At 54.5% G+C, this 23,738-nt stretch carries 17 protein-coding genes and 1 tRNA gene; 9 read left to right on the forward strand and 9 right to left on the reverse strand.

Annotated elements, in window-relative coordinates:
- Positions 1 to 165 precede the first annotated feature (165 nt).
- Entirely contained in the window at positions 166 to 3,018 is a 2,853-nt protein-coding gene (locus CWE12_RS08680; protein ID WP_126789299.1) for a TonB-dependent receptor domain-containing protein, read from the forward strand.
- Positions 2,987 to 4,417: a M14 family metallopeptidase gene (locus CWE12_RS08685; RefSeq protein WP_157981953.1), complete on the forward strand. Its 1,431-nt coding sequence runs from the start codon at positions 2,987 to 2,989 to the stop codon at positions 4,415 to 4,417. Before CWE12_RS08680 ends, CWE12_RS08685 begins: the two co-directional genes overlap by 32 nt.
- 31 nt (positions 4,418 to 4,448) lie before the next feature.
- On the opposite strand, the gene rimI is transcribed toward CWE12_RS08685, so the two are convergent.
- From rimI to CWE12_RS08695, 3 genes are all read right to left on the reverse strand, one after another.
- Positions 4,449 to 4,919 (reverse strand): ribosomal protein S18-alanine N-acetyltransferase, encoded by a 471-nt coding sequence (gene rimI / locus CWE12_RS08690; RefSeq protein WP_198675720.1) that lies wholly within the window; start codon positions 4,917 to 4,919, stop codon positions 4,449 to 4,451.
- Positions 4,889 to 5,407 (reverse strand): hypothetical protein, encoded by a 519-nt coding sequence (locus tag CWE12_RS13605; protein ID WP_157981955.1) that lies wholly within the window; start codon positions 5,405 to 5,407, stop codon positions 4,889 to 4,891. The genes rimI and CWE12_RS13605 overlap by 31 nt, the downstream gene beginning before the upstream one ends.
- Positions 5,408 to 5,430: 23 nt before the next feature.
- Positions 5,431 to 5,507 (reverse strand) — tRNA-Trp (locus tag CWE12_RS08695).
- 236 nt (positions 5,508 to 5,743) lie between these two features.
- Here CWE12_RS08695 and CWE12_RS08700 point away from each other — a divergent pair.
- On the forward strand, positions 5,744 to 7,756 hold the full coding sequence (locus CWE12_RS08700) for a hypothetical protein (protein WP_126789302.1): 2,013 nt from the start codon (positions 5,744 to 5,746) through the stop codon (positions 7,754 to 7,756).
- 133 nt (positions 7,757 to 7,889) lie between these two features.
- Positions 7,890 to 8,696 (forward strand): PhzF family phenazine biosynthesis protein, encoded by an 807-nt coding sequence (locus CWE12_RS08705; RefSeq protein ID WP_126789303.1) that lies wholly within the window; start codon positions 7,890 to 7,892, stop codon positions 8,694 to 8,696.
- Between the two features lie 61 nt (positions 8,697 to 8,757).
- Here the strand turns inward: CWE12_RS08705 and CWE12_RS08710 are convergent, their stop codons facing one another.
- From CWE12_RS08710 to CWE12_RS08725, 4 genes are all read right to left on the reverse strand, one after another.
- Positions 8,758 to 9,222, reverse strand: coding sequence for a GNAT family N-acetyltransferase (locus CWE12_RS08710; protein ID WP_157981956.1), 465 nt, complete (start codon positions 9,220 to 9,222; stop codon positions 8,758 to 8,760).
- 120 nt (positions 9,223 to 9,342) lie between these two features.
- A complete protein-coding gene (locus CWE12_RS08715; protein ID WP_126789305.1) occupies positions 9,343 to 9,858 on the reverse strand; it encodes a gamma-glutamylcyclotransferase family protein in 516 nt (171 codons plus the stop codon).
- Between the two features lie 2 nt (positions 9,859 to 9,860).
- Positions 9,861 to 10,874, reverse strand: a complete 1,014-nt coding sequence (locus tag CWE12_RS08720; RefSeq protein WP_126789306.1) for an LLM class flavin-dependent oxidoreductase — start codon at positions 10,872 to 10,874, stop codon at positions 9,861 to 9,863.
- A gap of 9 nt (positions 10,875 to 10,883) precedes the next feature.
- On the reverse strand, positions 10,884 to 12,134 hold the full coding sequence (locus tag CWE12_RS08725) for a DUF2254 domain-containing protein (RefSeq protein ID WP_126789307.1): 1,251 nt from the start codon (positions 12,132 to 12,134) through the stop codon (positions 10,884 to 10,886).
- Positions 12,135 to 12,309: 175 nt separating this feature from the next.
- Between CWE12_RS08725 and CWE12_RS08730 the strand changes: the two genes are divergently transcribed.
- From CWE12_RS08730 to CWE12_RS08745, 4 genes are all read left to right on the forward strand, one after another.
- Entirely contained in the window at positions 12,310 to 13,359 is a 1,050-nt protein-coding gene (locus CWE12_RS08730) for a cytochrome-c peroxidase (protein ID WP_198675721.1), read from the forward strand.
- Positions 13,360 to 13,456: 97 nt separating this feature from the next.
- Complete coding sequence (locus tag CWE12_RS08735) at positions 13,457 to 14,680, forward strand: exonuclease SbcCD subunit D C-terminal domain-containing protein (RefSeq protein ID WP_126789308.1); 1,224 nt, start codon at positions 13,457 to 13,459, stop codon at positions 14,678 to 14,680.
- Positions 14,667 to 17,855, forward strand: coding sequence for an AAA family ATPase (locus CWE12_RS08740; RefSeq protein WP_198675722.1), 3,189 nt, complete (start codon positions 14,667 to 14,669; stop codon positions 17,853 to 17,855). The genes CWE12_RS08735 and CWE12_RS08740 overlap by 14 nt, the downstream gene beginning before the upstream one ends.
- A 37-nt stretch (positions 17,856 to 17,892) precedes the next feature.
- Entirely contained in the window at positions 17,893 to 18,867 is a 975-nt protein-coding gene (locus CWE12_RS08745) for an META domain-containing protein (RefSeq protein WP_126789310.1), read from the forward strand.
- A 26-nt stretch (positions 18,868 to 18,893) separates the two neighbouring features.
- Here the strand turns inward: CWE12_RS08745 and upp are convergent, their stop codons facing one another.
- Positions 18,894 to 19,523: a uracil phosphoribosyltransferase gene (gene upp / locus CWE12_RS08750; protein WP_126789311.1), complete on the reverse strand. Its 630-nt coding sequence runs from the start codon at positions 19,521 to 19,523 to the stop codon at positions 18,894 to 18,896.
- Positions 19,524 to 19,664: 141 nt separating this feature from the next.
- Positions 19,665 to 22,832 (reverse strand): bifunctional proline dehydrogenase/L-glutamate gamma-semialdehyde dehydrogenase PutA, encoded by a 3,168-nt coding sequence (gene putA, locus CWE12_RS08755; RefSeq protein ID WP_126789312.1) that lies wholly within the window; start codon positions 22,830 to 22,832, stop codon positions 19,665 to 19,667.
- A gap of 226 nt (positions 22,833 to 23,058) precedes the next feature.
- Between putA and CWE12_RS08760 the strand changes: the two genes are divergently transcribed.
- A complete protein-coding gene (locus CWE12_RS08760; RefSeq protein WP_126789313.1) occupies positions 23,059 to 23,706 on the forward strand; it encodes a CYTH domain-containing protein in 648 nt (215 codons plus the stop codon).
- Positions 23,707 to 23,738 lie beyond the last annotated feature (32 nt).

Genomic DNA, 23,738 nt, shown 5'->3' on the forward strand with positions numbered 1-23,738 from the left:
ACGATGCTTCAAGGTATAGCTAACATTGCGGGTATATTCAAAGAACGGCTGCGTTTTAGGTGGCTTCTGGTAGCAAAGGCTTAGCAAAAATTATGTAAAACGGAGGGTGGAAACGGGGTGGTTGTTTACTATTTGTTAACTACTACCCGCTGCCGGAGGTGCCTTGTGCGCTTAAATGAACGTCGTTCTCTCAATTCTGTTAATAAGCCCAGTTATCTGCGTGTCTGTCTTTTTGTAGCCTTAAGCGGGGGCGCGCTGGTCAGCCCTGTGTACGCACAACAAAGTGATGTCGAAGAGGACGAGGCTGCTGAACCTGCGATTGAACGCATCCGGGTGGTTGGCTCAAATATTCGCGGAGCGCGCGCGGCGGGTAACCTGCCGGTAACGGTACTCAGCGAGGAGGATATTCGGGCGACCGGGGCGGCGACTGGCGATGAGCTGCTGCGCTCGATTCCGCAGATTGGTGATATCAGTTTTAATAACGAACGCACCATTGGTGGTGTCAACGACGCTCGCGGCGATGTAGCGTCGATTAACCTGCGCGGGATTGGCACCGGCAATACGCTGACCCTTTTGAACGGGCGGCGGCTGGTGCTGCACCCCGGAACGCAAACGGAAAATTTTGTGCCGGTGACGACGGTGAACTCGAATACTTTGCCGGTACGAGGCCTGAGCCGGCTCGAAGTATTGCGCGACGGAGCGGCGGCGATTTACGGCTCGGACGCAGTCGCCGGGGTGGTTAACTATGTGCTGAAAGATGACGTGGACGGCACTCAGGTGGCAGCGAATTATGGTGCCTCTGATGGCACCTCGTTTGACCAGATGACGCTGACCGCGCTGCATGGCCGCACATTTAATGACAATCAGACGTACCTTAGTTTGTCCGCGGCGTATTACACCCGTACCGGGATAATGGCCAGTGAGCGGGATTATTCCGGCAATAGTGATTTGCGTTTTCACCCGGATATCCCGGCGGGATTTGAAGGCAATCCGTCACTGGATAACCGTCTGATTGCGAGCCCCTGGGGGCACTTTATCGGCGACTCGATTGGTACTGTGCATATTCAGCCGGCGGGCAGTGAAAACTGTGAGTACGTGGTCGACGATGAGGTGTGTGCGGCGAGCGGCACCGCGGATCGTGACTGGTATTATGATCCGGCACTTGAGGATCAGTCGATGACCTCGGATGTGGATCGCTTTAACGTGTTTGGCTATCTGACCCACCAGATTAACGACAACCTGGAGTTTTTTGCTGAAGGTTTGTGGTACACGGCTGAGTCGACCCGCTTGCGTGAACAGAACGCTAACCTGGCTGCGCAACGTTTTACCATTGCTGCGGATGCGGCGTACAACCCCTTTGGTGAAGATGTGCTGTTGCGCAATTACCGTGCGGTGGATGCGGGAGGACGGCGGATTGTGGTCGACGATGACAGCTACCGCACGCTGGCCGGGCTGCGTGGCATGTTTGGATATTGGGACTGGGAAAGTGCGGTGCTGTACTCGCGGGCGACCACGCTGGATATGGATTACAACCGCATTCGCGGCGATGCACTGCAAAATGCGATTAACCAGACCGACCCTGATTTGGCCTATAACCCGTTTTTAGGTGGTGACCCAACGAGTCCGAATTCGGGTACCTTGCGGCGTAACCCGCAGTCGGTGATTGATACCTTTACCGTGGATGTGTTTCGGGAAAGTACCAGCGAGCTGGCGCTATGGGACTTTAAACTGTCCAACCCGGCGGTGTTTGACTGGTATGCGGGCGCCATTGGGGCCGCGGTTGGCGTTGAATACCGCTATGAAGCCTACGAAGATGAACGGGACCCGCTGTTAAGTGGTGAATTGCCTTTTGTTGACCAGGTGACTGGCGAGCTTTTATCGGACAGCGCGGCATTAGGCAGTAGCTCGACGCCGTCGGCGGATGGTAACCGCGATGTGATGTCGGTTTATGCGGAGTTGGAAGTGCCTTTGCATGCGACGTTGGATATGCAGCTGGCGGCCCGTTATGAAGACTTTTCGGATGTGGGAAGTGTGCTTAAACCTAAGCTGGCTTTGGCCTGGGGACCTGCGGACTGGGTTCAGTTGCGGGCGGCTTACACCGAGGGCTTTCGCGCACCGAATCTGCCGCAAGTGGTGGAGCAAGGTGTGACACGTTCGAATACCCGGTATGACCCCTTGCTGGACATGCGTTATGGCGTGGCGGAAGTGCGCGGCGGCAACGTGGAGCTGGAGCCGGAAGAAAGTGAAAACCTGTCCTATGGGGTGGCGTTGTCGCCGCTTGAGAATTTACTGATTACGGTCGACTGGTGGAACATTGAGCAGGTCGGTACGGTGGGGATTCTGAATAGCCAGACCCACTTGTTGTACGACGCGTTGCTGCGTGCAGAGGGGTCGGTGAACGAGGCGATTGTGCGCAATGACGCGGGCGAGGTGCTTTATATTGAGAACCAGTATGGCAACCTTAACCCGCGCACCACCGAAGGGATGGACGTTAGTGTAAGTTATAGCCTGCCGACGGACATGGGTACTTTCCGCTTTAACCTTAATGCGGCTCAGCTGACCAAGTTTGAGCAAACGCCGGACCCTATTAGCGCGCTGGTGATTGCGGAGCAGGCGGCGGGGAATCCAGCATTGCCGCAGGACATTGCGGTTTTGGGGGCGGGTGATTTGCGCCGTTCGAACGGCAACCCTGAATGGCGTGGTTTTGCCTCGGTGGGCTGGGAGTACCGCCAATGGGGGACCCAGTTACGGGTTAATTATATTAGTGATTTTGACAATACCAGTGTGACCAACGACGACGGAGAGGCTATGCCTATTCCGAGTATGACGACCTACGATGTGTTTGCTGATTACCGCATTCGTGCCGCGAACTGGCTGGATGAGAGTCGTATCCGCCTTGGCGTGCGCAACCTGACTGATGAGGCGCCACCTGTTGCCAGCGCCAGTTTCGGCTATATTTCAGATGTGCATTCGAATCGTGGGCGGTATGTTTATCTGGATTACAGCATTGCGTTTTGACCCCTATTGCGTACCAGCGTTGGTGTGTTTGATGTTTGCTGGCGGAAGTGATGGGGTTCCGGTTGAAGTGGCGTTAGAGCGTTTGGCTGCGGAGGAGGCGGTTGTGCCTTCGGTGGGGGTTGGCGCTTCGGTTATGGGGGCGGCTTTGGCTGAAGCCGGGGCTGAATTGGCTGCGGTTGACGATGATGTAGCTGAAGCTGAAGCAGTGTCCTCGCAAGATGAGGGGGCGGACGCTGAAGCTGGTGGCCCTGAGGAAGGTGAGGGCTCTGAGCAAGATCAGGAAGCGAGTGATGAACCAACTACCTGGGTCAGCTGCGATTTCTCAGATGTCCGTTTTAGTGCTGAGTTTCCACAAGGTCGTTTTGGTCGTTGTGAACGTGGCGACGATGGACGTTTGATCCTCCATCTGGAGCCGGAAAGTACGCCGATAAACCCCAGCCCCTGGCATGCTTTTACGATTGAGTCTGATGAACCCCGCACGATTGAAATTGAAATTCGAAGTGAGCATGCACGTACGCGTTACCGGCCGAAAATCAGCCTTGATCGGACGACCTGGGATGTCATGGATTTCGAAAGCGAAGGCAGTTCGCAGTTTTTTACGGTTGAGGTGGGGCCTGAGAAAATATGGATTGCCGGGCAGGAATTGTTTGATAACAATGACTATCAGGTTTGGCTGGCGCAACTTGAAGAGCGGTATGAGCATTTGCAGCGGATACAGCTTGGCCGTAGCGAAGAGGATCGTGAGTTACCGGCGCTGGTTCACTACGGGGCGGGCAATGAATGGTTGCTGCTTTTGGGGCGACAACATCCTCCGGAGATTACCGGGGCGATGGCAATGCGGACTTTTGTTGAGGCGCTGCTGGATACGCCGGTGTTTAGTGAGGCATTCCTTGATCGTTACAATGTATTGATTGCGCCGAACTTGAATCCGGACGGCGTGGCGGGGGGACACTGGCGGCACAATGCGAACGGGGTCGACCTTAACCGGGACTGGTTTAGCCTGGAACAGGCGGAAACGCAGGCGGTTGATGCCTTTATCCGGGAGCTGCTTGATGAGGGGGGCGAGCTGGTTTACGGGGTTGATTTTCACTCGACCTTTCGCGACGTTTATTACACCACGCCGGGGGACTACCTCGACAAAGAGCCGGATTTTAGTTTTGACTGGCTGAATATGCTGGCTGCTGCGGTGGCACCGAATCCGGTGCGCGAGATACCCGCGGCCAACCCGGCGCAGGGCAATTTTAAACAGTACATGGCGGATACCCATGGTACGCACGCGGTGACTTATGAAGTGGCCGATGACAGCGACCGGATGGTAATTGATCTGATAGCGACCCATGCGGCGCGCACTTTGATGGCTTATATGCTGGTGCGGCCGTTGCCGGATGAGGCTGATTGATGGCGTTTAATGGCTTGGGCCAGCGGCGCTTTTAGCGGCGCATGACGATGGCGGTTTCTTTTTTTCTTGCCGGGGGAACGGGAGGGTAGTAGCCGGGGCGTCGGCCGATGTCCTGAAAACCGTACTTTCTATATAGGGCGATGGCACTTCGGTTGCTTTCGCGCACTTCCAGAAATACTTTGTATTGCGGCTGGTTTTGCTTGTCGCTGGCGTAATTGAGCACGTCTTTTAGCAACAATGCACCGTAGCCTTTGCCCTGATGCTCCGGGTGGACGGCGATATTCATTAGGGTGACTTCGTCGGCGACCAGACGGCAAATGGTGAAGCCTACGGGCTTTTGGTCGACGTACAGGGCCTGGGTGCGGTAGTACTTGCCGGTGCAGTCATTGAATGAGGTGCGCGACCAGGGCGCGCCATGGGCCGCGCATTCAATCAAATAGAATTCGGGGGCGCTGATGTCGCAGGGGGCAATTAGTTTAGCCAGAGTTTCAGCTGGTTCCATAGGTCGCGTTTTTCGTCCGGGCTTAATGTGGTCTTGCACCATGGGGTAATATCCAGGTGCGGTTGCTGTGGATCGGCTTTTATTTCTGTCAGCTGTTGCTGCAAATGACTGCTGAGATCTTTCAGCCACGGATACAACTCCACCGGCAAACGCTCCGCCGTCCGCAACGTCCATCCCCCCAACCGATAGTGAAATTCAACATTCGAGCGCGGGGCTTGATCATTGAATTCCGACTCCGATTCAACATTCGAGCGCGGGGCTTGATCATTGAATTCCGACTCCGATTCAACATTCGAGCGCGGGGCTTGATCATTGAATTCCGACTCCGATTCAACATTCAGGCGCGGGGCTTGATCATTGAATGTTTGAGCGGTTGCTGATGGTTGGACGAATGAGTACAGCGGAATGCCGAGTGCCTGAAGGCTCTCGAGCTGATGTCTGGTCCATTTGCTGGTTGCCGTTGCGGGCTTGTCGGGAGAATCGTTCATGGTTCTGATGCTAGCATGAAAGTTGGCAGGGGTGGAGGGATTCGAACCCCCAACCGTCGGTTTTGGAGACCGCTGTTCTACCAATTGGAACTACACCCCTGCCGATTGGTGCAGAGCATTATACTGGCCCCCTTTGTTCAGGCAAGGGAAAATTCGCTGCAGCGCAACCATTTGCGCAAATATCGAACATTCAACGATCAAGCGCGGGGCTTGAACATTGAATTTCGATTTAGATTCAACATTCAAGCCCCGCGCTCGATCGTTGAATGGTGGTGACGGGCGGTTGCTTTGTGGGTATGATTTAGCGCAATAATTCTTATAAACACGGAGTGTTCGATGCGCTTACGAACGTTATTTAGTGCGGTCTGTTCGACGGTTTTTCTGGCGGGCTGCCTGTCATCAGGGGTTAAAGAGTCGCCGCAGGGACCATGCGAAGAGCGACTGCCTACGGCTGAAGCCTTTGAAATTGAGGTGTCGCGTGGTTCGATCGCCTTTGTCGATGTATTTGAAGACGCAAATGCCAGTGCCAACGGCTGTGGCACTTTGCAGCTGGTGGCTGATAGTTGGCAGGATGGTGAAAAAGGCATTGTATATCGTTCGGAAGATCGTCCGAATGAGTTAGCCTACCTTGCTGACCGTGAAGCGATTGGCGATGACGCTTTCAGTTATCGCATTACTAACGGATTCAACGAGCTTGAAGTGAATGTGTCGGTGCGTGTGTATCAACGGCTGACGCTTGAAGGAAGTTTTCCGCATGGCTGGATAACCGACCCTGAGGTTGACGTTCGTGGGGACGACGTGGGCGGTACAGGTGAGGTGACTGCAAACGGCGTGTTTGAAATAGAGCTGCGGCTGTTTAATCTTGAGAGCGATAAAAGCAGCCTGTTGACAGTCGCTGGTACTCGCAATGGCAGCCCGCTGACGCTGCACAGCATGTTGCCGGGAACGCAAAGTGTTTATGCGGCGCGTTCTGGTGACAACCGCGTGACTGATACCGGCGTCGCTGGACTGCGAGTTAATGCGTTAACTACGGCGTACAGCATGTTGTTAAACGGCGCGTCTGCTCAGGCGTTGCAACTAAATGAAGACGAACTTGTCTGGTATGGTCGCGCTGTCGATAGTAATCGATTGGCTAACACAGCTGGCTGGATTTATCTTGTAGCGACAAATAGCAGCTATACGCTGCCTGAAGGCTATGAGACGACCTGGGAATTAGGCGCAGAGCTGGAGGCGCTTACTGCGTCTGTAGAGGAGGCTCAGCAGGCTGGTGATTTAGCGCCGGCGCTGGAGACTATGCTCGCTAATCGCGACTTGATGCCATCGTTGTCGAATGGCGATGTGGAAGGGCGTTTTACTGAGTTAGGAAGCCAGGTGCCGTGGTGGTCTCAAAGTGGCGAGCGAAGCTGGGTGGTGGAGACCGATGGCATATTTTGGCTGGATGGCGATAAGCAACTTCGCACATCGGACTACACGACGAATGGGGCTTTGATACGCGTAAACGATGCTCTGGCACCCTTTGAAGAACTGTATGTGCTGGCGAGTGACGATTCTCAGTTAGTGCTATGGAGCGAGGGTGAAGCGTTTCGTCTTGAGCGCAAAGAGTATTCGCAGCGTTTGTCTTTGGCTTTTGATTTAACCCAGGACTGGGTGTTGCCTGCCCTGCCGGTTGCAGACGAAGGCTATACCCAAGCGGAGGTTGTCTATCGTTTTACCAATGGTAGCTTTAGTACGTCGCACGTCGATGAGTTGGGCGCGCAGATTGTTACCACTGGTAGCTACCAGTTAACGGAAGAAAATCAGGTGTTAGCGCTTACTGGCGATAACGGCGAACGGTATCGGATGCGACGCGTGAACAATGATGGGATCGGTTCAGTGCTGGTGGAGAATATTGAATCGGCCGCTTTGATGGTGGGATCTGGTTTTGTGCTGGAAGACGTTGAACCTCGACCTCAGGCTACAGGTAGCGCGCTGGCGTCTTTGCGCGATTTTGTTGCGATCAACGCCTGGCATCGAACTGGCTTTACTGCAGAGGTTGACGCGTCTATTCGTTTGCAGAGCAATGGCACAGGCCTTCTGGTTGAGGGACCCGACAGTCTGGCGATTGAATGGGGCCTCGAACAGAGTGCAGGGCTGACTGATGTGGCTGCGCTGAATGCGGCGGCTGAGCCTTCGATTGACCTTGCCGGACGCCGTATTTTCTGGAAAGTTGTCGGTGAGAACAACGGCACTGAAGTGCGTGTTCTGGAATGGTCCTTTATTGAAGATGAGGGCGCGTTGGTGCTTGACCAATTGCCCCAGGTTACCTTGCGTTGCCGTTCGATAGAGGCGTGCGCCACCAACTGGTGGTAAGGTTCTGGTGTTATTAAAAGGCTGCTGCGGTGGCCTTTTTTACATTCAAGATTCAGGCGCGGGGCTTGAATCTTGAATTGGTTTTACCAATTCAATGATCAAGCCCCGCGCTCGATTGTTGAATGGGAGTGGTATGCGGTTGTATCAGGTGGATGCGTTTAGTGATGAGGTGTTTGCTGGCAATCCGGCGGCGGTGGCGCTGTTGGATGAATGGCTGGATGACGGGGTGTTGCAGCAAATAGCTGAGGAGAACAATCTGTCAGAGACTGCTTTCCTGGTGGCTGCGAGCGATGCGAAAACGGACTACGAGTTGCGCTGGTTTACTCCGGCGGCCGAAGTCGATTTGTGTGGCCATGCCACGCTGGCGAGCGCCCACGTGTTGTTCGAACATTGCGATGTGGACGCTTCTACATTGTCGTTTGCAACCCGCAGTGGAGTCCTGACGGTGGCTCAGCAAGAGGATGGTTTGCTGGTGATGGACTTCCCGTTAAGTGAGTTAAAGGAAGTGACGTTTCCGGCCAGTTTAATGCGCGGAATTGGTGCGGAGCCGATGCAGGTGCTGAAAGACTTTGACTATATTGCGGTGCTCAATAGCGAAGCCGAAGTACGGGCGCTTAAGCCGAACTTTAGCGCGTTGTGCGAACTGGACGGACGCGGTGTGTTGGTGACAGCAGCGGGCGAGGATTGTGATTTTGTTAGCCGCTGTTTCTTCCCTAAACTTCGGGTCGACGAAGATCCAGTGACCGGATCAGCACATTGTGAACTGGCGGCATACTGGTCTGAACGGCTCGGCAAATCAAAACTTAACGCGAAGCAGCTGTCTGCGCGTGGCGGGTCCATTGAGTGTGAGGTGCTTGCCGGTCAGCAGGCAGCACGGGTTTTACTGAAGGGGCGTGCGGTGACTTACCTTGAAGGGACCATTCGTTTGCGGGACCGTTGAGCTTGAAACTAAGGCTTTCCGGCAATGTTATGTTGAACCAGAACTTAAGCTGCAGCAAGAGCTAGCGCTGCAGCGCTAAGCGCATAAGAAGGCGGTCCTCACCCGGGCCGAGAAAGTCTTTACGCAGCTCGATGGCTTCAAAACCCAGGCTAAGATAGAGTTGCATCGCCGCCTGATTGTATTCGGCGACACTAAGCCATAGCCCTTGTTGGCCCTGATCTCTGCAATGGTTAATAGCAGCTTCGCATAGTTTTCGGCCGATACCCTTACCACGTCCCGCAGCGGCCACCAATAACGCCATTAGCCAGGGTTCTGCAGCGGAACCCTGTGCGCTTTGTGCTGGCGCTATAAGCGCATAGCCCATTAACTGATTTTCACTTTGAGCAACCCACAACGCGGCTGGCCATTGGCGCAACGCCTGATACAAAAAGCCCGCCGGATAGCCTTCCTGTTGATAATAGTGCTGCTCAAGCTCGGCGATAGCTGGAATGTCCGTCGTTGTGGCGGTGGTGATGCTGATAGTCACTGGCTGATTCCTTAGGTATATGTTCTAGCTGACCGAGCAAATTCAATGATCAAGCCCCGCGCCCGAACGTTGAATCGAATTTACCGATTCAAGATTCAAGCCCCGCGCTTGAATGTTGAATCAGGTGGGTTGGAGGAGGTGGTGGTTGAGCTCCTGGTAGATGGAGAGTTCGTAGCTGTGGCGGCCCTGGTTAGGGTCTTCGATGGCGCTGACGGCTTTGATGTTGTCGACGTACTGCTGAACGATGCCGTGTTCGAGGGCGCCGGTGAGGACGTGGTATTTGTACCAGCTATAGGGCTGTAAGGTGTCGTCGATATCGGTGCCGACATAGGTAAAGGCGGGCAACGTGCGGCCTTCCTGAAGCACCACCTTGACGTCAGTAACGGCGTAGCCAAAGCCCTGGCCTTCGATGCGGTCGAGGGTGTAACGCTGGTCCTCGGGGATGCGATAAACGACTCCCAGGGTGCCGGCCCCGGGCTGAGACTCGATGGTGCACTTGGCGGAACCGTCATGACTATGTTTGCGGAAGGTCATGACGTAGTCACTAAGGTGAGCGACGCCAACGGCCCGCGCACTAGGTACCCGGGCCAGTAGTCGGCGGCTTGACATGTTTGAGCCGTAGGCAAAGTAAAACATGATTAAACATCCTTTGCTGCTTCTGTAGAGGGTGTTCCAGCGGAGATGGCTTTTGCGGCGATTTCAAATGAGCGCTTGCGCGCCTGGAAGTCATAGGCGTGACTGGTCAGCATCACTTCATCGACGCCGGTTTCGGCGGCAAAATTACGGATCTGACGGCCGACCTGCTCGGCGGTGCCGAACGCGGTGTAGCTTAAGGCGTGATTGGCCGCGGCCAGAGCATAGGGGTCACAGACTGCCTGAATGTTGTCCACTGGCTTAGGCAGGAACCCGGTTCGCCCCTGACGTAATGCGACAAACTGTAATTGCATCGAGCTCATCAATGTTCGCGCTTCCTGTTCACTGTCTGCGGCAAAAACGTTCATCGCGGCCATACTGTATGGCTTGTCCAGATAGCGCGATGGGGTGAACTCATTGTTATACACCTTCAGCGCCTGATGCAACATATCGGGCGCAAAGTGCGAGGCAAAAGCGTAAGGTAAACCTAACGCGGCAGCCAGCTGGGCACTAAACAGGCTGGAACCAAGCAGCCACACCGGAATATTCTGGCCAAAGCCCGGGACCGCTTTGATCGGGTCGCTGGGGTCTGCTTCGGCAAGGTAGCCTAATAATTCTTTGACGTCAGACGGGAAGTGTTCGGCGTCTTCCGGCTTACGGCGCAATGCACGCATGGTGCGGCCATCGGTCCCTGGTGCGCGGCCGAGGCCGATGTCGATGCGGCCGGGGTGCAGTGCATCGAGGGTGCCAAATTGCTCGGCGACCACATAAGGCGCGTGATTGGGCAGCATAACCCCGCCGGAACCGACGCGAATCGTCGAGGTTTTCTCTGCCACATGCCCCAGAGCCACGGCGGTCGCGGCACTGGCGATGCCAGTCATATTGTGGTGTTCTGCCATCCAGAACCTGTGATAACCAAGTTGTTCGCAGTGGGCGGCTAAGTCAGCGGCATTGTGCAATGCGGTACTGACGGAGGTTTCTTCGGTTACCGGTGCAAGATCCAGAACTGACAGTTTCAAAACAGACTCCTAAGGTGTGTTCACCAATGTACGTAAATGCTCTCTGTCTTTCTGCAGATGGAGCCCGTTGAGGCCATATTCAAGGCATTTTGCCGAACATTTTTCCGTCGCCTGGTACAGTTCGGGGGAGTCCTGCTGGCTCAGAGCCTTTAATGCCTTGTGCAAACGGATGTGTACTTCAAGCATGTCTCCGGCATCACGAGCAATAGGCAAAAAGGCATTGTCGAGGATACTGTCGAGCTGCAAAGCAGGCACATGCAGGCGGGGGCAATGGCATTTACTGAGGTCGTAACTGCTAAGGTCACGCCAGGGTGCGAGCAGACGCAAATGGCGGCTGATAATATCGATCGCGGTGCCCGGGTCATTTAACGAGGGCGACAGGGCGCGCTGGGCAATTTCGGTTAGTACGCAAAAGCCGAAGCGCGGATCCTGGGCGAACGAACGCTCATTGTCGACGGTAATGGCCTTGCGCAGTTCACGCTGTATTTGTTCCGTGATCGGCTTATTGCTGGTCAGCAAGGCCCGTGTCGGATGAACCAGGGTGCCGGGTTGTGTATCCAGATAAAGTTCGGCGTCCATGTCCTCGGCACAGCTTTGCAGTGCCGCCATATCAATGTGCTGAACATAGCCTACCTCTTCGGCAAGCAGCGGGTACTCGGCCTCGGGCGGTAAACTATCATCGGTACGCAAGTGGCCGCCAAGACAGGGGTTGTCGCGGTAGAAGGCAAGGGCGTCCGCGGTGGCCTTTTCGACCTGATTCGAGGTTGACCCCACCCGGCCGAGTAAACTTAAATGTTCTATCCAGCGAAAGATAGCGAGGACGACCAGCACGATCATGAACATGGTGAAAATGAAGAGCACGAAACGGCCATTGGCACTGTAGACTTCGGTATTCACGGCGATTACGCCAACCAGACTGAAGATAAAGGAACCAATAAAGGTAGCCAGCACGTTTTGCGTGGTGACGTCCTGGCGAATCAACCGGGTGGCACGCGGGGTCACGTTGCTGGTTGCTGCCATATAAGCAGAGACCATCACGCTGAGGGAAAAGGTGACGACCATCAGCATACTGTTGGCAAGAATTGCGAGGATCTGGTCAACGGCCTCCTGTGGCGCTTTAAAGGGCAGATCGAACTCGCTAAAGGTGTCGGCAAAACTGGCCAGTAACACCGCGGCCAGGCCGAAGGTACCGAACAGGCAAGCGCGGATCCAGAGGGTTGTTTTTATTTTTGACCAAAGCCACTGCCATTTTGAAAACATAGGGTCTCACTATTGTTATTAAAATTAGCGGTATTAAAACCACTCTGCGCAGCGAGCCGCGCAAACTAAACTAACCCCCTGTTTATAGGCGCCTTGTTTGACTCAGGTCAAGTTTGTTTACCCGCCAGCAGCTATGCTGAATACTTGGCCCGAATGGGAAAGGGGGAACGAGACCATGTTTAAACGAATGTTAGTAGTGCTTGCTATGAGCGCAACAGCGACCGGCTGGTTGCTGACGGCAGTTGCCGAAACGAGCAGTGAAGGCAGTACCGACCACGCCAGCGAACGGCTTGCTAATGAACCAGTGCAGCCTATTGCGCCCTACCAAAGTGAGCACCCGGAAAAAGTTGAACTGGGTAAAAAGCTCTTTTTCGAACCCCGACTGTCGCGTTCCGGGTTTATTTCCTGTAATTCGTGCCATAACCTGAGCCGTGGTGGTACGGATAACCTGCCAACGTCGATTGGCCATAACTGGCAGGAAGGGCCGATTAATTCGCCGACAGTGTTGAATGCGGGCCTGCATATGGCGCAGTTCTGGGATGGCCGTGCGGCGACGTTACAGGAACAGGCGGCAGGCCCCATCGATAACCCAATGGAAATGGCCTATACCCACACCCTGGCGATTGAGGTGTTGCGTTCGATTCCCGCTTATGTGGATATGTTTGAAGCCGTTTATGCCACCCGCGATATCGGGATTGACCATGTCACCGACGCGATTGCGGAGTTTGAGGAAACTCTGGTCACGCCAAACTCGCGATTTGACCAATGGCTGCGAGGCGATGACAGCGCCATAACTGCAGATGAACTGGCAGGCTATGAGACGTTTAAATCTATAGGCTGTGTCGCCTGCCATTATGGCGAAGCGCTGGGCGGGAAAGACTTTCATCGCATGGGGCTGGTTCATGAGTACCTCACCGAGAATCCGTCGCAGGGGCGTTTTGAAGCCACTGGTGAAGAAAGAGACCGTTTTTCATTTAAGGTGCCTTCGTTGCGCAATGTCGAAAGAACCTACCCTTACTTTCATGATGGTGCAGTGTGGACTTTAGCAGAGGCGACGGAAATTATGGCCTATTTGCAGCTAGGGCGGGAACTGCCGCAAGCGGATATCGATAACATGGTCGCTTTTATGCGCACGCTGACCGGCGAACAGCCACAAATTACGCTGCCGCAACTGCCACCGTCGACTGAAAATACGCCACAGCCGGTGCCTTTTGAGCGCGAGTAATCACGATTGAGTCCGTGCTAGACTGAGCCCTGCAGTGAAAAACTGCGGGGCTTTTTTTATTCTTTTTGTTTTTCGGACACAAGGAAACTGGTTGTCGATGCGAGTACTTCACACGTCTGACTGGCACCTGGGACGGGTGCTCTACGGGCAAAAACGGCATCATGAATTTGCCGCTTTTCTCGACTGGTTGTTGCAGACTATCAAGGAACAGCGGGTTGAAGCCTTGCTGGTGGCCGGCGATATTTTTGATACCAACACCCCCGGCAACTATGCCCAGCAGCTGTACTACCGGTTTTTGGCCCGGGTCGCTGCCACACAGTGCCGCCATGTGGTGGTGATTGGTGGCAACCATGATTCACCGTCGTTTCTGGATGCACCGCAGCAGTTGCTAAGTGCGTTGAATGTGCATGTGATTGGCGAGGCCTGTGAAGACCCAACAAACGAAGTGCTGTGTCTTCAGCACGACGGCGAATTAGAGTTGATTGTGTGTGCGGTTCCTTACCTGCGTGAGCGTGATTTGCGCAGCGCCGAGGACGGTGAAGGCATTGCTGACAAAGAACGTAAGGTGCAGCAGGGAGTGAAAGCTCACTATGCGCAAACCGCCGAGGCCGCGGTGGCTAAACGAGGCAAGCGCGAGGTGCCGATTATTGGCATGGGGCACCTGTTCACCGTGGGTGGCGAATTACGTGAGGGCGATGGTGTACGTGACCTGTATGTGGGGTCGCTGGGGCAGGTGCCAGCGTCGGCGTTTCCGGATGCTTTTGATTATCTGGCCCTGGGTCATTTACATGTTCCGCAATTGGTAGCGAAAGACCCTACACGGCGCTATAGCGGCTCGCCGATTGCGATGGGTTTTGGTGAAGTGGGGCAACAGAAAGAAGTGGTATTGATTGATTTTGAAGGCCGTGAGGCGCAGGTGTCGACGCTGCCGATACCGGTTTTTCAGCGCATGGAGCGGATAAAAGGGGATCTTGAGCAGTTGCAGCCGGCGTTGCAGCAATTGATTGAGGCAGAGGAAGCTATTTGGGTGGAAGTGGAATACAGCGGCACTGATTACATTCGTGACCTGCGCCAACGACTGACAGAATGGGTGGCGGATACCCAGGTACAGGTGTTACGGGTGCGCAACCCGGCGCTACGGGAGAAAACCCTGAAGCGCACAATGAGTGAAGAAAGCCTGCAGCAGCTGACCACAGACGATGTCTTTAAACGCCGCCTTGAAGCCAGTGAGATAGAAGGTGATGAAGGGCAGCGACTGACTGAACTGCATGCCCAGTTGTTGCAGGAACTGGCGGAGGAGGACCCGAATGCGGATCACTAAGCTTCGACTGCAGAATTTAAACTCGTTGCATGGCAGCTGGGAAATCGATTTCGCCCACCCGGATTACGTGAATGAAGGTTTGTTTGCGATAACCGGCCCCACCGGCGCGGGTAAAACCACTATTCTGGATGCAATTTGCCTGGCTCTGTATGGACAAACACCGCGGCTGGGCAAAATAACCAAGTCAGACAACGACGTGATGTCACGCCATCAGGGTGAGTGCATGGCAGAGGTTAGTTTCGCCACTGAGCAGGGCGAGTACCGCGCATTCTGGTATCAGCACCGGGCACGGCGGCAAGCGGGCGGTGCGCTGCAGCACCCGCGACATGAACTGATTGATGCCGCGACCGGCAAGTTGCTGGAAGAGAAGGTGAGTCAGGTACCGGCGGTGGTAGAGCAGTTAAGCGGACTCGATTTTAACCGTTTCACCCGTTCGATGATGCTGGCGCAGGGCCAGTTTGCTGCGTTTTTAAATGCCGATGAAGGCGAGCGTAGTGCGCTGCTGGAACAGATTACCGGCAGTGAAATTTATGCGCGAATTTCGCAAGCGGCCCACAGTAAATACAAGATGCAACGGGAGCTATTGCAGCGTTTGCAGGACGAGCTCGGGACTATTCAGCCGTTGGCTGAAGAGGAACGGGACGCGATTAAGGCAGAGCTGAACCAGGTTAAGGCGCAGGTTGAACAAACGGACACGCAGTATCAGGCTTGTGAGCGTTCGGCGCAGTGGGTTGAAACCCTGGCCAAACTGGAGCATGAGTGGTCCCAGCTGACCGGGCGTCAGGCCGCCCATAGTAGCGAGGTTGCCGAATTTTCAGAGCAACGCAGGCAGCTGGAAAAGGATGCTCAGGCGCGACCTTTTGCCAGTGCACTAAGCCATTTGCGTTACCTGCAACAACAACTGACCAGAAGTCAGCAACAGTTTACTAGCGAGCAGGCAGCTTTGCCAACGCTTAAAGATAATGCTGAAAAAGCCGGGGCGCAGGCGCAGCGTGCCCGCGACGAATTTGCTACAAGCAAAGAGCAATGGACGACGCTACAACCGGAGATCGAAAAAGCCCGGACGCTGGAGCAAAGTTTGCAGCTGATTAAACAGCGTTACCAGAGTGAGTGCGCGCAGCAGGAAAAGGCGCAGCACGAGCTGAGCGCGCTGGTTGACAGCGCCAGTGAACTGGAGCAGACGCTTAGCCAGCAACAGGATGAATTGCAGTCGCTGACAGACTGGCTGGAAGCGCACTCGAGCGACGGTGAATTGGCAAACCAGCTACCGCTACTGAGCGAACAGCGGGCTCAGCTTGAGCAACGCCAGGCCGAATGTGTTGCTGCAGAGCAGTCGCTGAAGCGGCAACGAGAGGCATTGCAGGCGCTGCAGGCCAAACCAAGCAGTGCGCAGCTGGCGCAGCAACAGGACAGGCTAACTAAACAGCTAGGTGTCGATAAGCAACGTTACCAGGCCTTGCAGGAGGCGATTAGTCAGACCCAGCTGGAGCAAAAGCTGGCGGATTTTCGCAACGAACTGGTAGCAGGCGAAGCCTGCCCTTTATGCGGTTCGGTGGAACATCCTGCGCCATTGCAAAGTGATGCCTGTGTGGAGTCGACACTGCAGGCCAAACGTAACGAATTGGCTCAGCTCGAGCGCTCGCTGGTGGCAACCCAGCAACAGTTGCAGCAGCTTGAAATTGAGCAGGCGGTGGGGGCGAGTGAACGCGTGCAACAGGAACAGGCGCAACAGACTGCGCTGGAACGTGAGCAGCAGCACGTGCGACGGGCGCAACAGGGCTATAATGAGTTGCTGCAAAGCTGGCAGGCGCGGGTGTCACGGTGGCTGGGAGATGAGGCTGAGGGCAGTGATATGTCAGCCGCAAAGCAGACCGGCATGCTGCATCAGTTGCAAACTATGCGTGATCGCTACGAAGCGACACGGGAAAAGCAGCAAGCGTTGCGCGGCGAACTGGCCAGTCTCAGTGCCCGTTTAGAAGGAGTTCAGGAACAGCGTAACGAGAAGCAACGACTGAGCGCTGATTTAAAGACCCGTGTTGAGCGAACTGGTGCGGACCGTGAGCAATTGCAACAGCAACGCCAACAGTTACTGGCTGGTGAGTCGGTTGCAGTAGTGGTTGAACGCTGGGAGCAACGCCTGGGTCAGGCGGAGCAAAGCCGGGAGCAGTTGGGCCAGCAAGCGCTGCAGTCGCAACAGGCGTTTGAACGCGCCCGGTTGAGCAGCGAGCAGTTGCAGCAGCGGGTCGGGGAACTGGAACAGGAACAAAGCAGCGCAGGTAAGCAACTCGAAGCGGGTCTAAACGAGGCTGGTTTCGACGACCTTGAGTCGCTGCAACAGGCATTACTTGATGATGCAACTCAAGCCCGCCTGAGTAAACAGGCACGGGAACTGGATGCCAGCAGCCAATGGCTGAAAACAGAAGCAGAACGGCTGCAACGGGAATTGAGCGAAGCGAAAGCTCACCAACCGGCAGACGCCGCAGCGAATCAGCTGGAGTTGAAGCGGCTGAAGGCGATGGTGGCCGACCTGCATCAACGCCAGGGCGCATTGCAAACCCGGCTGGAAGCAGACGAGACATTGCGTCGTCAGCAACGCGATAAGCTGGATGCAGTTAAGCGACAACAGGCAAAGACCGATGAGTGGGCTACACTGGATAGCCTGATAGGCTCAGCGGATGGTAAAAAATATCGAAAGTTTGCCCAGGGGCTGACCTTCGAGATTATGATTGATTATGCGAATCAAAAGCTTAGGAAAATGACTGAGCGTTATCTGCTGGTTCGTGATGAGGCTGAGCCACTGAAACTGAACGTGATGGATGATTATCAGGCAGGCGAGATCCGTTCGACCCGCAACCTGTCGGGGGGCGAGAGTTTTCTGGTCAGTCTGGCACTGGCACTTGGGCTGGCGCAAATGGCGAGCAGCAAGGTGCGGGTTGATTCGCTGTTTCTCGACGAAGGGTTCGGCACCCTGGACGAGGAAGCGCTGGACCAGGCGCTGGATACGTTAGCCAGTTTGCGTCAGGACGGAAAAATGATCGGCCTGATATCCCATGTCGGCTCGCTGAAGGAGCGCATTGCGACGCAATTGCAGGTTCAGGCTGGAGCCGCTGGACGCTCGGTGTTGGCAGGGCCGGGAGTACGCCAGTTAGATACTGAACAGACAGGTAATAAGTAAAGCGGACAAAGCTGAAATTCAAAAGGAGAGGTACAGAATGACAAACGCTACGTTACGACCGCGGTTGAAGGCCACTGTGATGGCGATGGCTGGCGCGCTGAGTGGGGTGCTGTTGACGGCCTGTTCAGGTGCAGAGGAGGCGACCACCGCAGTTTATCATTGTGGTGCACAACCGGTGCAGATAGAAACGCATGATGAACAGGTCACGCTGACCCTGGGCGACGATCAGTATCAGTTGAACCAGGTAGAAGCGGCTTCCGGTGCGCGCTATAGCAATCAGGATGCCGACCACACCGTGGTTTTCTGGAGTAAAGGGGAGCGCGCACAACTCGAGGTTGGCAGCCGTGCGTACAGTGAGTGCACCCGACCAGGGGCTATAATCGAGCCGCATATTGCGCGGGGCAACGAACCTTTCTGGTTGATTGAAATCAACCAGGGTGAGGCAGTGTTGCGTAATATGGGCGAAGACGAGCAGAACTTCAGTGTGGTTAGTCAGGAGTGGCGTGAGGATGGCAGCACAGAGGTTGTGGCAGAGCTTAAAGACAGTGATGAACAGCTGACCTATCAGGTACATGAAACGCTGTGTGAGGACAGTATGAGCGGTATGTCTTACCCACAGACGGCTGAACTGCAAGTGGACGGGCAGCGGCTACAAGGTTGTGCCGGTATTCCACAGCGTTTGCTGGAGGGCGTTGACTGGCAGGTTGCCGCAATTGATGATGAGTCGATGGACGATTATGAGATTTTTGTTCGTTTCGCCGCCGATGGCAGCGTCGCTGGACGGGCGGCCTGCAACCGCTATTTTGGTCAGTATGAACTAACCGGTGAAGGGTTGCAGTTTGGCGAACTGGCAGGCACCAAGATGGCTTGCGAAGACGATAAAATGCGCGCTGAGTACCGTTTTCTGGGCGTGCTCAGCGAGGTGCAGCGGTTTAGCATTGAACGTGAAGACGGCGCCACCGATGTCCTTTGGTTAGACACAGGGGACGAGCGGATTCGTCTGTCTCACTAAGCTCTCTGTTAAAATAGGTACTGCGCTTAGCGGGTGCCGAAGATCTTATCACCGGCATCGCCAAGGCCGGGCAGGATGTAGCCGTGCTCATTGAGCCGGTCGTCCTGCGAGGCGGTATAAATGTCGACATCCGGGTGTGCGTCGAGCACTTTTTCGACGCCCTCGGGTGCGGCCACCAGCACTAATACCCGGATCCGGGTGCAGCCTTCTTTCTTCAGCAAGTCGAGGGTGGCTATCATTGAGCCACCAGTGGCTAGCATGGGGTCTAACACCAGAGCCAGGCGCTCATCCATACTACCGGCAAACTTTTCGAAATAGGAGACCGGCTCAAGCGTTTCCTCGTCACGGTACAAACCCACCACACTGACTTTGGCGCTTGGAATAAGATTAAGCACGCCATCGAGCATACCGATACCGGCCCGCAGAATGGGTACCACGGTGACTTTTTTACCTTTAATACGTTCGACCTGAATGCTGTCGCCGTTCCAGCTGGTCATCCGCGTAGGTTCGAGTTCGAAGTCCTTGGTCGCTTCGTAAGTCAGCAGGTTGCCAAGTTCGTTGGCCAGCTCACGAAAGCTCTTAGTACTGATCGCCTGGTCGCGCATGAGGCCAAGCTTATGCTGGACCAGCGGGTGTCGGATAACATGTAACGCCATGAGTGTCTCTCGTCGAATTGTGGTCTGATTTGCTAAGTTTAAATCGGTCGCAGCCAATAAAAAAGGGCAGGATAAACCTGCCCTTTAGCATATCACAGGCTGAGCAATGCGCTGCGAAGCGCCTCAGCCTTTGCTTACGCGTTAGTCACCCAGCGACAGCAAGGTCGCGTTACCGCCAACGGCGGTGATGTTATCGGTGAAGGTTTTCTCGGTCATAAAGGCATACAGGTAGTGTGGTCCACCTGCTTTTGGCCCTGTACCGGAGAGACCCTGACCACCGAACGGCTGCACACCGACCACAGCACCAATCTGGTTGCGGTTGATGTAAACGTTGCCGACATTGATGCGACGGGCGACGTCATAGGCAAAGGTCTCGTTGCGGCTGTGAATGCCGAAGGTGAGTCCAAAGCCGGTGTTATTGATGTCGTCGATCACTTTATCGATGTCTTTATGCTTGAAGCGGATTACATGCAGGATAGGACCGAAGTTCTCGCGTACCAGCTGACTGATGCTGTCGATTTCAATCGCAGTCGGCGCGACGAAGGTGCCGCCCTGAGTGTATTCCGGCATCGGCGCTTCACCAATTAGCTTACCGGCCTGCTGGATATCAATGATGTGTTGTTCCAGGTTGGTTTTAGCAACGCCGTCAATCACCGGGCCAACATCGGTTTTGTGGTCAATCGGGTCGCCGACGATAAGCTCTTTCATTGCCCCTTTCAGTAGCTCGATAACGCGGTCAGCAATGTCGTCCTGCACGTAAATTACGCGCAACGCAGAACACCGCTGGCCAGCGCTGGTAAAGGCACTATGCACCACGTCGGTGACAACCTGTTCAGGCAGCGCGGTGGAGTCCACCATCATCGCGTTCTGACCACCGGTTTCGGCGATTAACGGAACGATAGCGCCGGTACGTGCTGCCAGTGCGCGGTTGATCGACTGAGCGGTGTTGGTTGAGCCGGTAAAGCAAACCCCGCCGATATTTTCCTGACCTACCAGGTAGGCACCAATCTCTCCACCGTTACCAGGTACGAAGTGAAGTACATCACCCGGAATGCCAGCTTCAAGCGCTAACTGAACGGCGCGGTACGCTACCAGACCGGTTTGCTCGGCTGGTTTGGCAATAACGCAGTTACCAGTAGCTAGGGCGGCACTGACCTGACCGAGGAAAATCGCCAACGGGAAGTTCCACGGGCTGATGCAGACAAAGGTGCCACGGCCCTGTACAAAGAGTTCGTTTTTCTCACCGGTTGGGCCTGGCAGTGCTTCGCCTTCGCCCATCAGTTCACGTGCTTTAATGGCGTAGTAACGACAGAAATCGACGGCTTCGCGCACTTCATCAATACCGTCCTGCAGGCCTTTACCTGCTTCCAGGGTACAGAGCGCGATCAGCTCGTGCATGTTTTCTTCCAGCAGATCTGCCAGTTTTTCCAGCTTCACCGCACGCTCGTCGGCTTTGGTGCGAGTCCAGGCCGGGAAAGCTTTATTGGCACTGGTCAGTGCTTTTTCCGCCAGCTTAGCGTCGCCCCAGCCGATGGTTCCCATCTGATGGCTGGTTTGCTGAGGGCTGGTAACTGCGACACGGTGGTCGGCTTCAATCAGTTCGCCGTTTACGATCGGGCCACCTTGCCAGTGATTGTTCTGGAAGCTACGAATTTTGTCGAAGAATTCATCGCCTTGAGAGTGAATATTCATATTAAGTCCTGACGAATTTTTACGTGGAGCCAAAATATCGATTGGCAGTGGGATCTTGTCGTTGTGCAAGGTCGGCTTTTTACTCAGGTTGGTGAGCGGATGCTCGACCAGTTCGTCTACGTCTACACTTGGGTCCAGTAGTTTATGCACAAACGAGCTGTTGGCACCGTTTTCCAGCAGACGGCGTACCAGGTATGGCAGCAGGTCCTTGTGGGCGCCGACCGGCGCGTAAATACGAACCGTACGCTCTGGATCTTCTTTCAATACGGTATTGTAGAGATCTTTCCCCATACCGTGCAGGCGCTGGAACTCATAACGCCGTCCATTTGCCATTTCCTGAATGGTGACAATGGTTTGCGCATTGTGCGTAGCAAACTGAGGGTACAGCTGACCTTCGGTATCTTCACTTAACAGATAGCGAGCACAGGCGATGAACGAGACATCGGTGCTGGCTTTACGGGTAAACACCGGGTAGCTGGCAAGGCCAAGCTGCTGAGACAATTTGACTTCAGTATCCCAGTAGGCGCCTTTCACCAGGCGGATTGGGATCTCGTCACCAACTTCTCTGGAAAGGGCATTGAGCCAACACAAGACCGGTAGTGCGCGCTTCGAGTAGGCTTGTACTACCAGGCCAAAGCGTGGCCAGTCTTTACACACGCCGGTGCGATAGACCCGTTCGAACAGCTCAAGTGACAGCTCTAAACGGTCCATTTCTTCGGCGTCGATGGTGACACCGACATTGGCCTGTTGGGCTAATTTGATCAGCTCTAACAGGTCCGTGGCCAGTTCGTCCATGATCCGTTCATGGTTGGCTGCTTCATAACGAGGGTGCAAGGCTGACAATTTGATTGAAATCGTTGGCCGTGGCACTTCCTCTTCGTTATTGAAGTTCTCTTTGGCGATCTTGGTGATCGAGTCGACATACGCGGTGTGATAGCGCTTGGCATCTTTCATGGTAAGTGCCGCTTCACCGAGCATGTCATAGGCATGGGTATAGCCAATGTCGCGGTTCTTACGGCTGTTTTTGAGTGCTTCTTCAATGCTACGGCCGAGTACGAATTGCTTACCCATCAGCTCCATGGCGTGATAGGTGGCCTGGCGGACGACAGGTTCGCCGACCCGTTTTACCAGACGGCGAAAACGCGACACTGGGGTGTCGTCGTCACGCCCTTTCGGGTTGATCACTTCGTTGGTCAGATTGAGTGCCCAGGTGCCGGAATTAACCAACAGGGACTCACTCTTTTTCATGTAATTTTTCCAGGCACCACTAGACAATTTGTCGCGAATGAGAGCATCCGCAGTGGGGCCATCGGGAATGCGCAGCAAGGCTTCAGCCAGGCACATCAATACAATACCTTCCTGGGTGTCCAGGCTGTACTGCTGCAAAAACGCATCCACACCATCACCACGACCTGCATCTTTGCGCACCTGTTTTACCAGTGTGCGAGACTTTTCAGTCTGGCGGTCGATGGTGTCCTGGTCGTTAGGAACCAGTTCGATCAGCTCTTTGAGATAGCTCTCTTCATCCACAATATAATTGTCTGAAATGGCTTTCCACAGTTCGTCGAGCTGACTCGCCTGATAACGTGTCTCTAACACCTTACTCGCTTTGAACATTACGTCTCCTGTATAACACGGCCGCTCCAACTGAATGAAGCTGCGGGCTGTCCCGGCGCCAGTATATGTTTATTTTCTGCCTGGTAAAGCCCTCTGGGGGACTTATTTTGGCAAAAATATGCCGCTTAATCTTTCTTCACAGAAGTCTTGCGTGAAGTCTTGAGTGAAGGGCCGTCAGCGCATATGCTTGGCAGCATCACATCATTGATGACTAAACGGGTTTTTTATGACGCAAGACAGTTCGGCTACCGAAAGTGAACTTAAGTTCACTCTGTCTGACGATTCGGCTGTGGCGCTTATGCAGTATCTTACGCAGCACATGCAACCACAGACCACTTTACAACTCAGTAATGAGTATTTTGATACCAGCGATGGCCAGTTAAACCACCATCGTATTGGCTGCCGTATTCGACGCTGGTTTACCGAAGGCGAACAACACGCCGAGCAAACGGTCAAACTTGCCGGGCAAATTGCTGATGGCCTGCACCAGCGTCCTGAATACAACCTACCCCAAGGAAAGCAGCTAAAGCCCAATTTAACAAGTTTTCCGTCCACAATGTGGCCCGACAAGCTGAATGTTAGTGCCGTAAACGACGCTCTTGAAATGCAGTTTAAAGTCGAATTTGAGCGCCGTCGCTGGCATGGCGGCTGGCCCTTGGATGCCCCAGTGTGCGAACTGGAAATTGTTTTGGATCAAGGGGTTATTCAAGCGGGCGAGAAGCAGGAACCGGTCTTTGAAGTGGAAATGGAGCTGTTAAGCGGTGATCTGCAAGGGCTAGTGGATTGTGGAGAAACATTGGCTTCACGCTTTAATTTACAACATTTCAACAAAAGTAAAGCCGAACGCGGCTTCCGTCTGGCGCGCGGCGAGTAAGCGCAGAGCTATTAGCGGAGATTTACTAATGG

It is taken from the genome of Aliidiomarina sedimenti (assembly GCF_003986955.1).
GTDB lineage: Bacteria > Pseudomonadota > Gammaproteobacteria > Enterobacterales > Alteromonadaceae > Aliidiomarina > Aliidiomarina sedimenti.

Coding starts and splice junctions, on each gene's coding strand:
- CWE12_RS13605 (WP_157981955.1), bottom strand. CDS start 5,407: ATGAACGATTCTCCCGACAAGCCCGCAACGGCAACCAGCAAATGGACC.
- CWE12_RS08700 (WP_126789302.1), top strand. CDS start 5,744: ATGCGCTTACGAACGTTATTTAGTGCGGTCTGTTCGACGGTTTTTCTG.
- CWE12_RS08740 (WP_198675722.1), top strand. CDS start 14,667: ATGCGGATCACTAAGCTTCGACTGCAGAATTTAAACTCGTTGCATGGC.
- upp (WP_126789311.1), bottom strand. CDS start 19,523: ATGGCGTTACATGTTATCCGACACCCGCTGGTCCAGCATAAGCTTGGC.
- putA (WP_126789312.1), bottom strand. CDS start 22,832: ATGTTCAAAGCGAGTAAGGTGTTAGAGACACGTTATCAGGCGAGTCAG.
- CWE12_RS08725 (WP_126789307.1), bottom strand. CDS start 12,134: ATGTTTTCAAAATGGCAGTGGCTTTGGTCAAAAATAAAAACAACCCTC.
- CWE12_RS08715 (WP_126789305.1), bottom strand. CDS start 9,858: ATGTTTTACTTTGCCTACGGCTCAAACATGTCAAGCCGCCGACTACTG.
- rimI (WP_198675720.1), bottom strand. CDS start 4,919: ATGGAACCAGCTGAAACTCTGGCTAAACTAATTGCCCCCTGCGACATC.
- CWE12_RS08745 (WP_126789310.1), top strand. CDS start 17,893: ATGACAAACGCTACGTTACGACCGCGGTTGAAGGCCACTGTGATGGCG.
- CWE12_RS08760 (WP_126789313.1), top strand. CDS start 23,059: ATGACGCAAGACAGTTCGGCTACCGAAAGTGAACTTAAGTTCACTCTG.
- CWE12_RS08705 (WP_126789303.1), top strand. CDS start 7,890: ATGCGGTTGTATCAGGTGGATGCGTTTAGTGATGAGGTGTTTGCTGGC.
- CWE12_RS08685 (WP_157981953.1), top strand. CDS start 2,987: ATGTTTATCTGGATTACAGCATTGCGTTTTGACCCCTATTGCGTACCA.
- CWE12_RS08730 (WP_198675721.1), top strand. CDS start 12,310: ATGTTTAAACGAATGTTAGTAGTGCTTGCTATGAGCGCAACAGCGACC.
- CWE12_RS08735 (WP_126789308.1), top strand. CDS start 13,457: ATGCGAGTACTTCACACGTCTGACTGGCACCTGGGACGGGTGCTCTAC.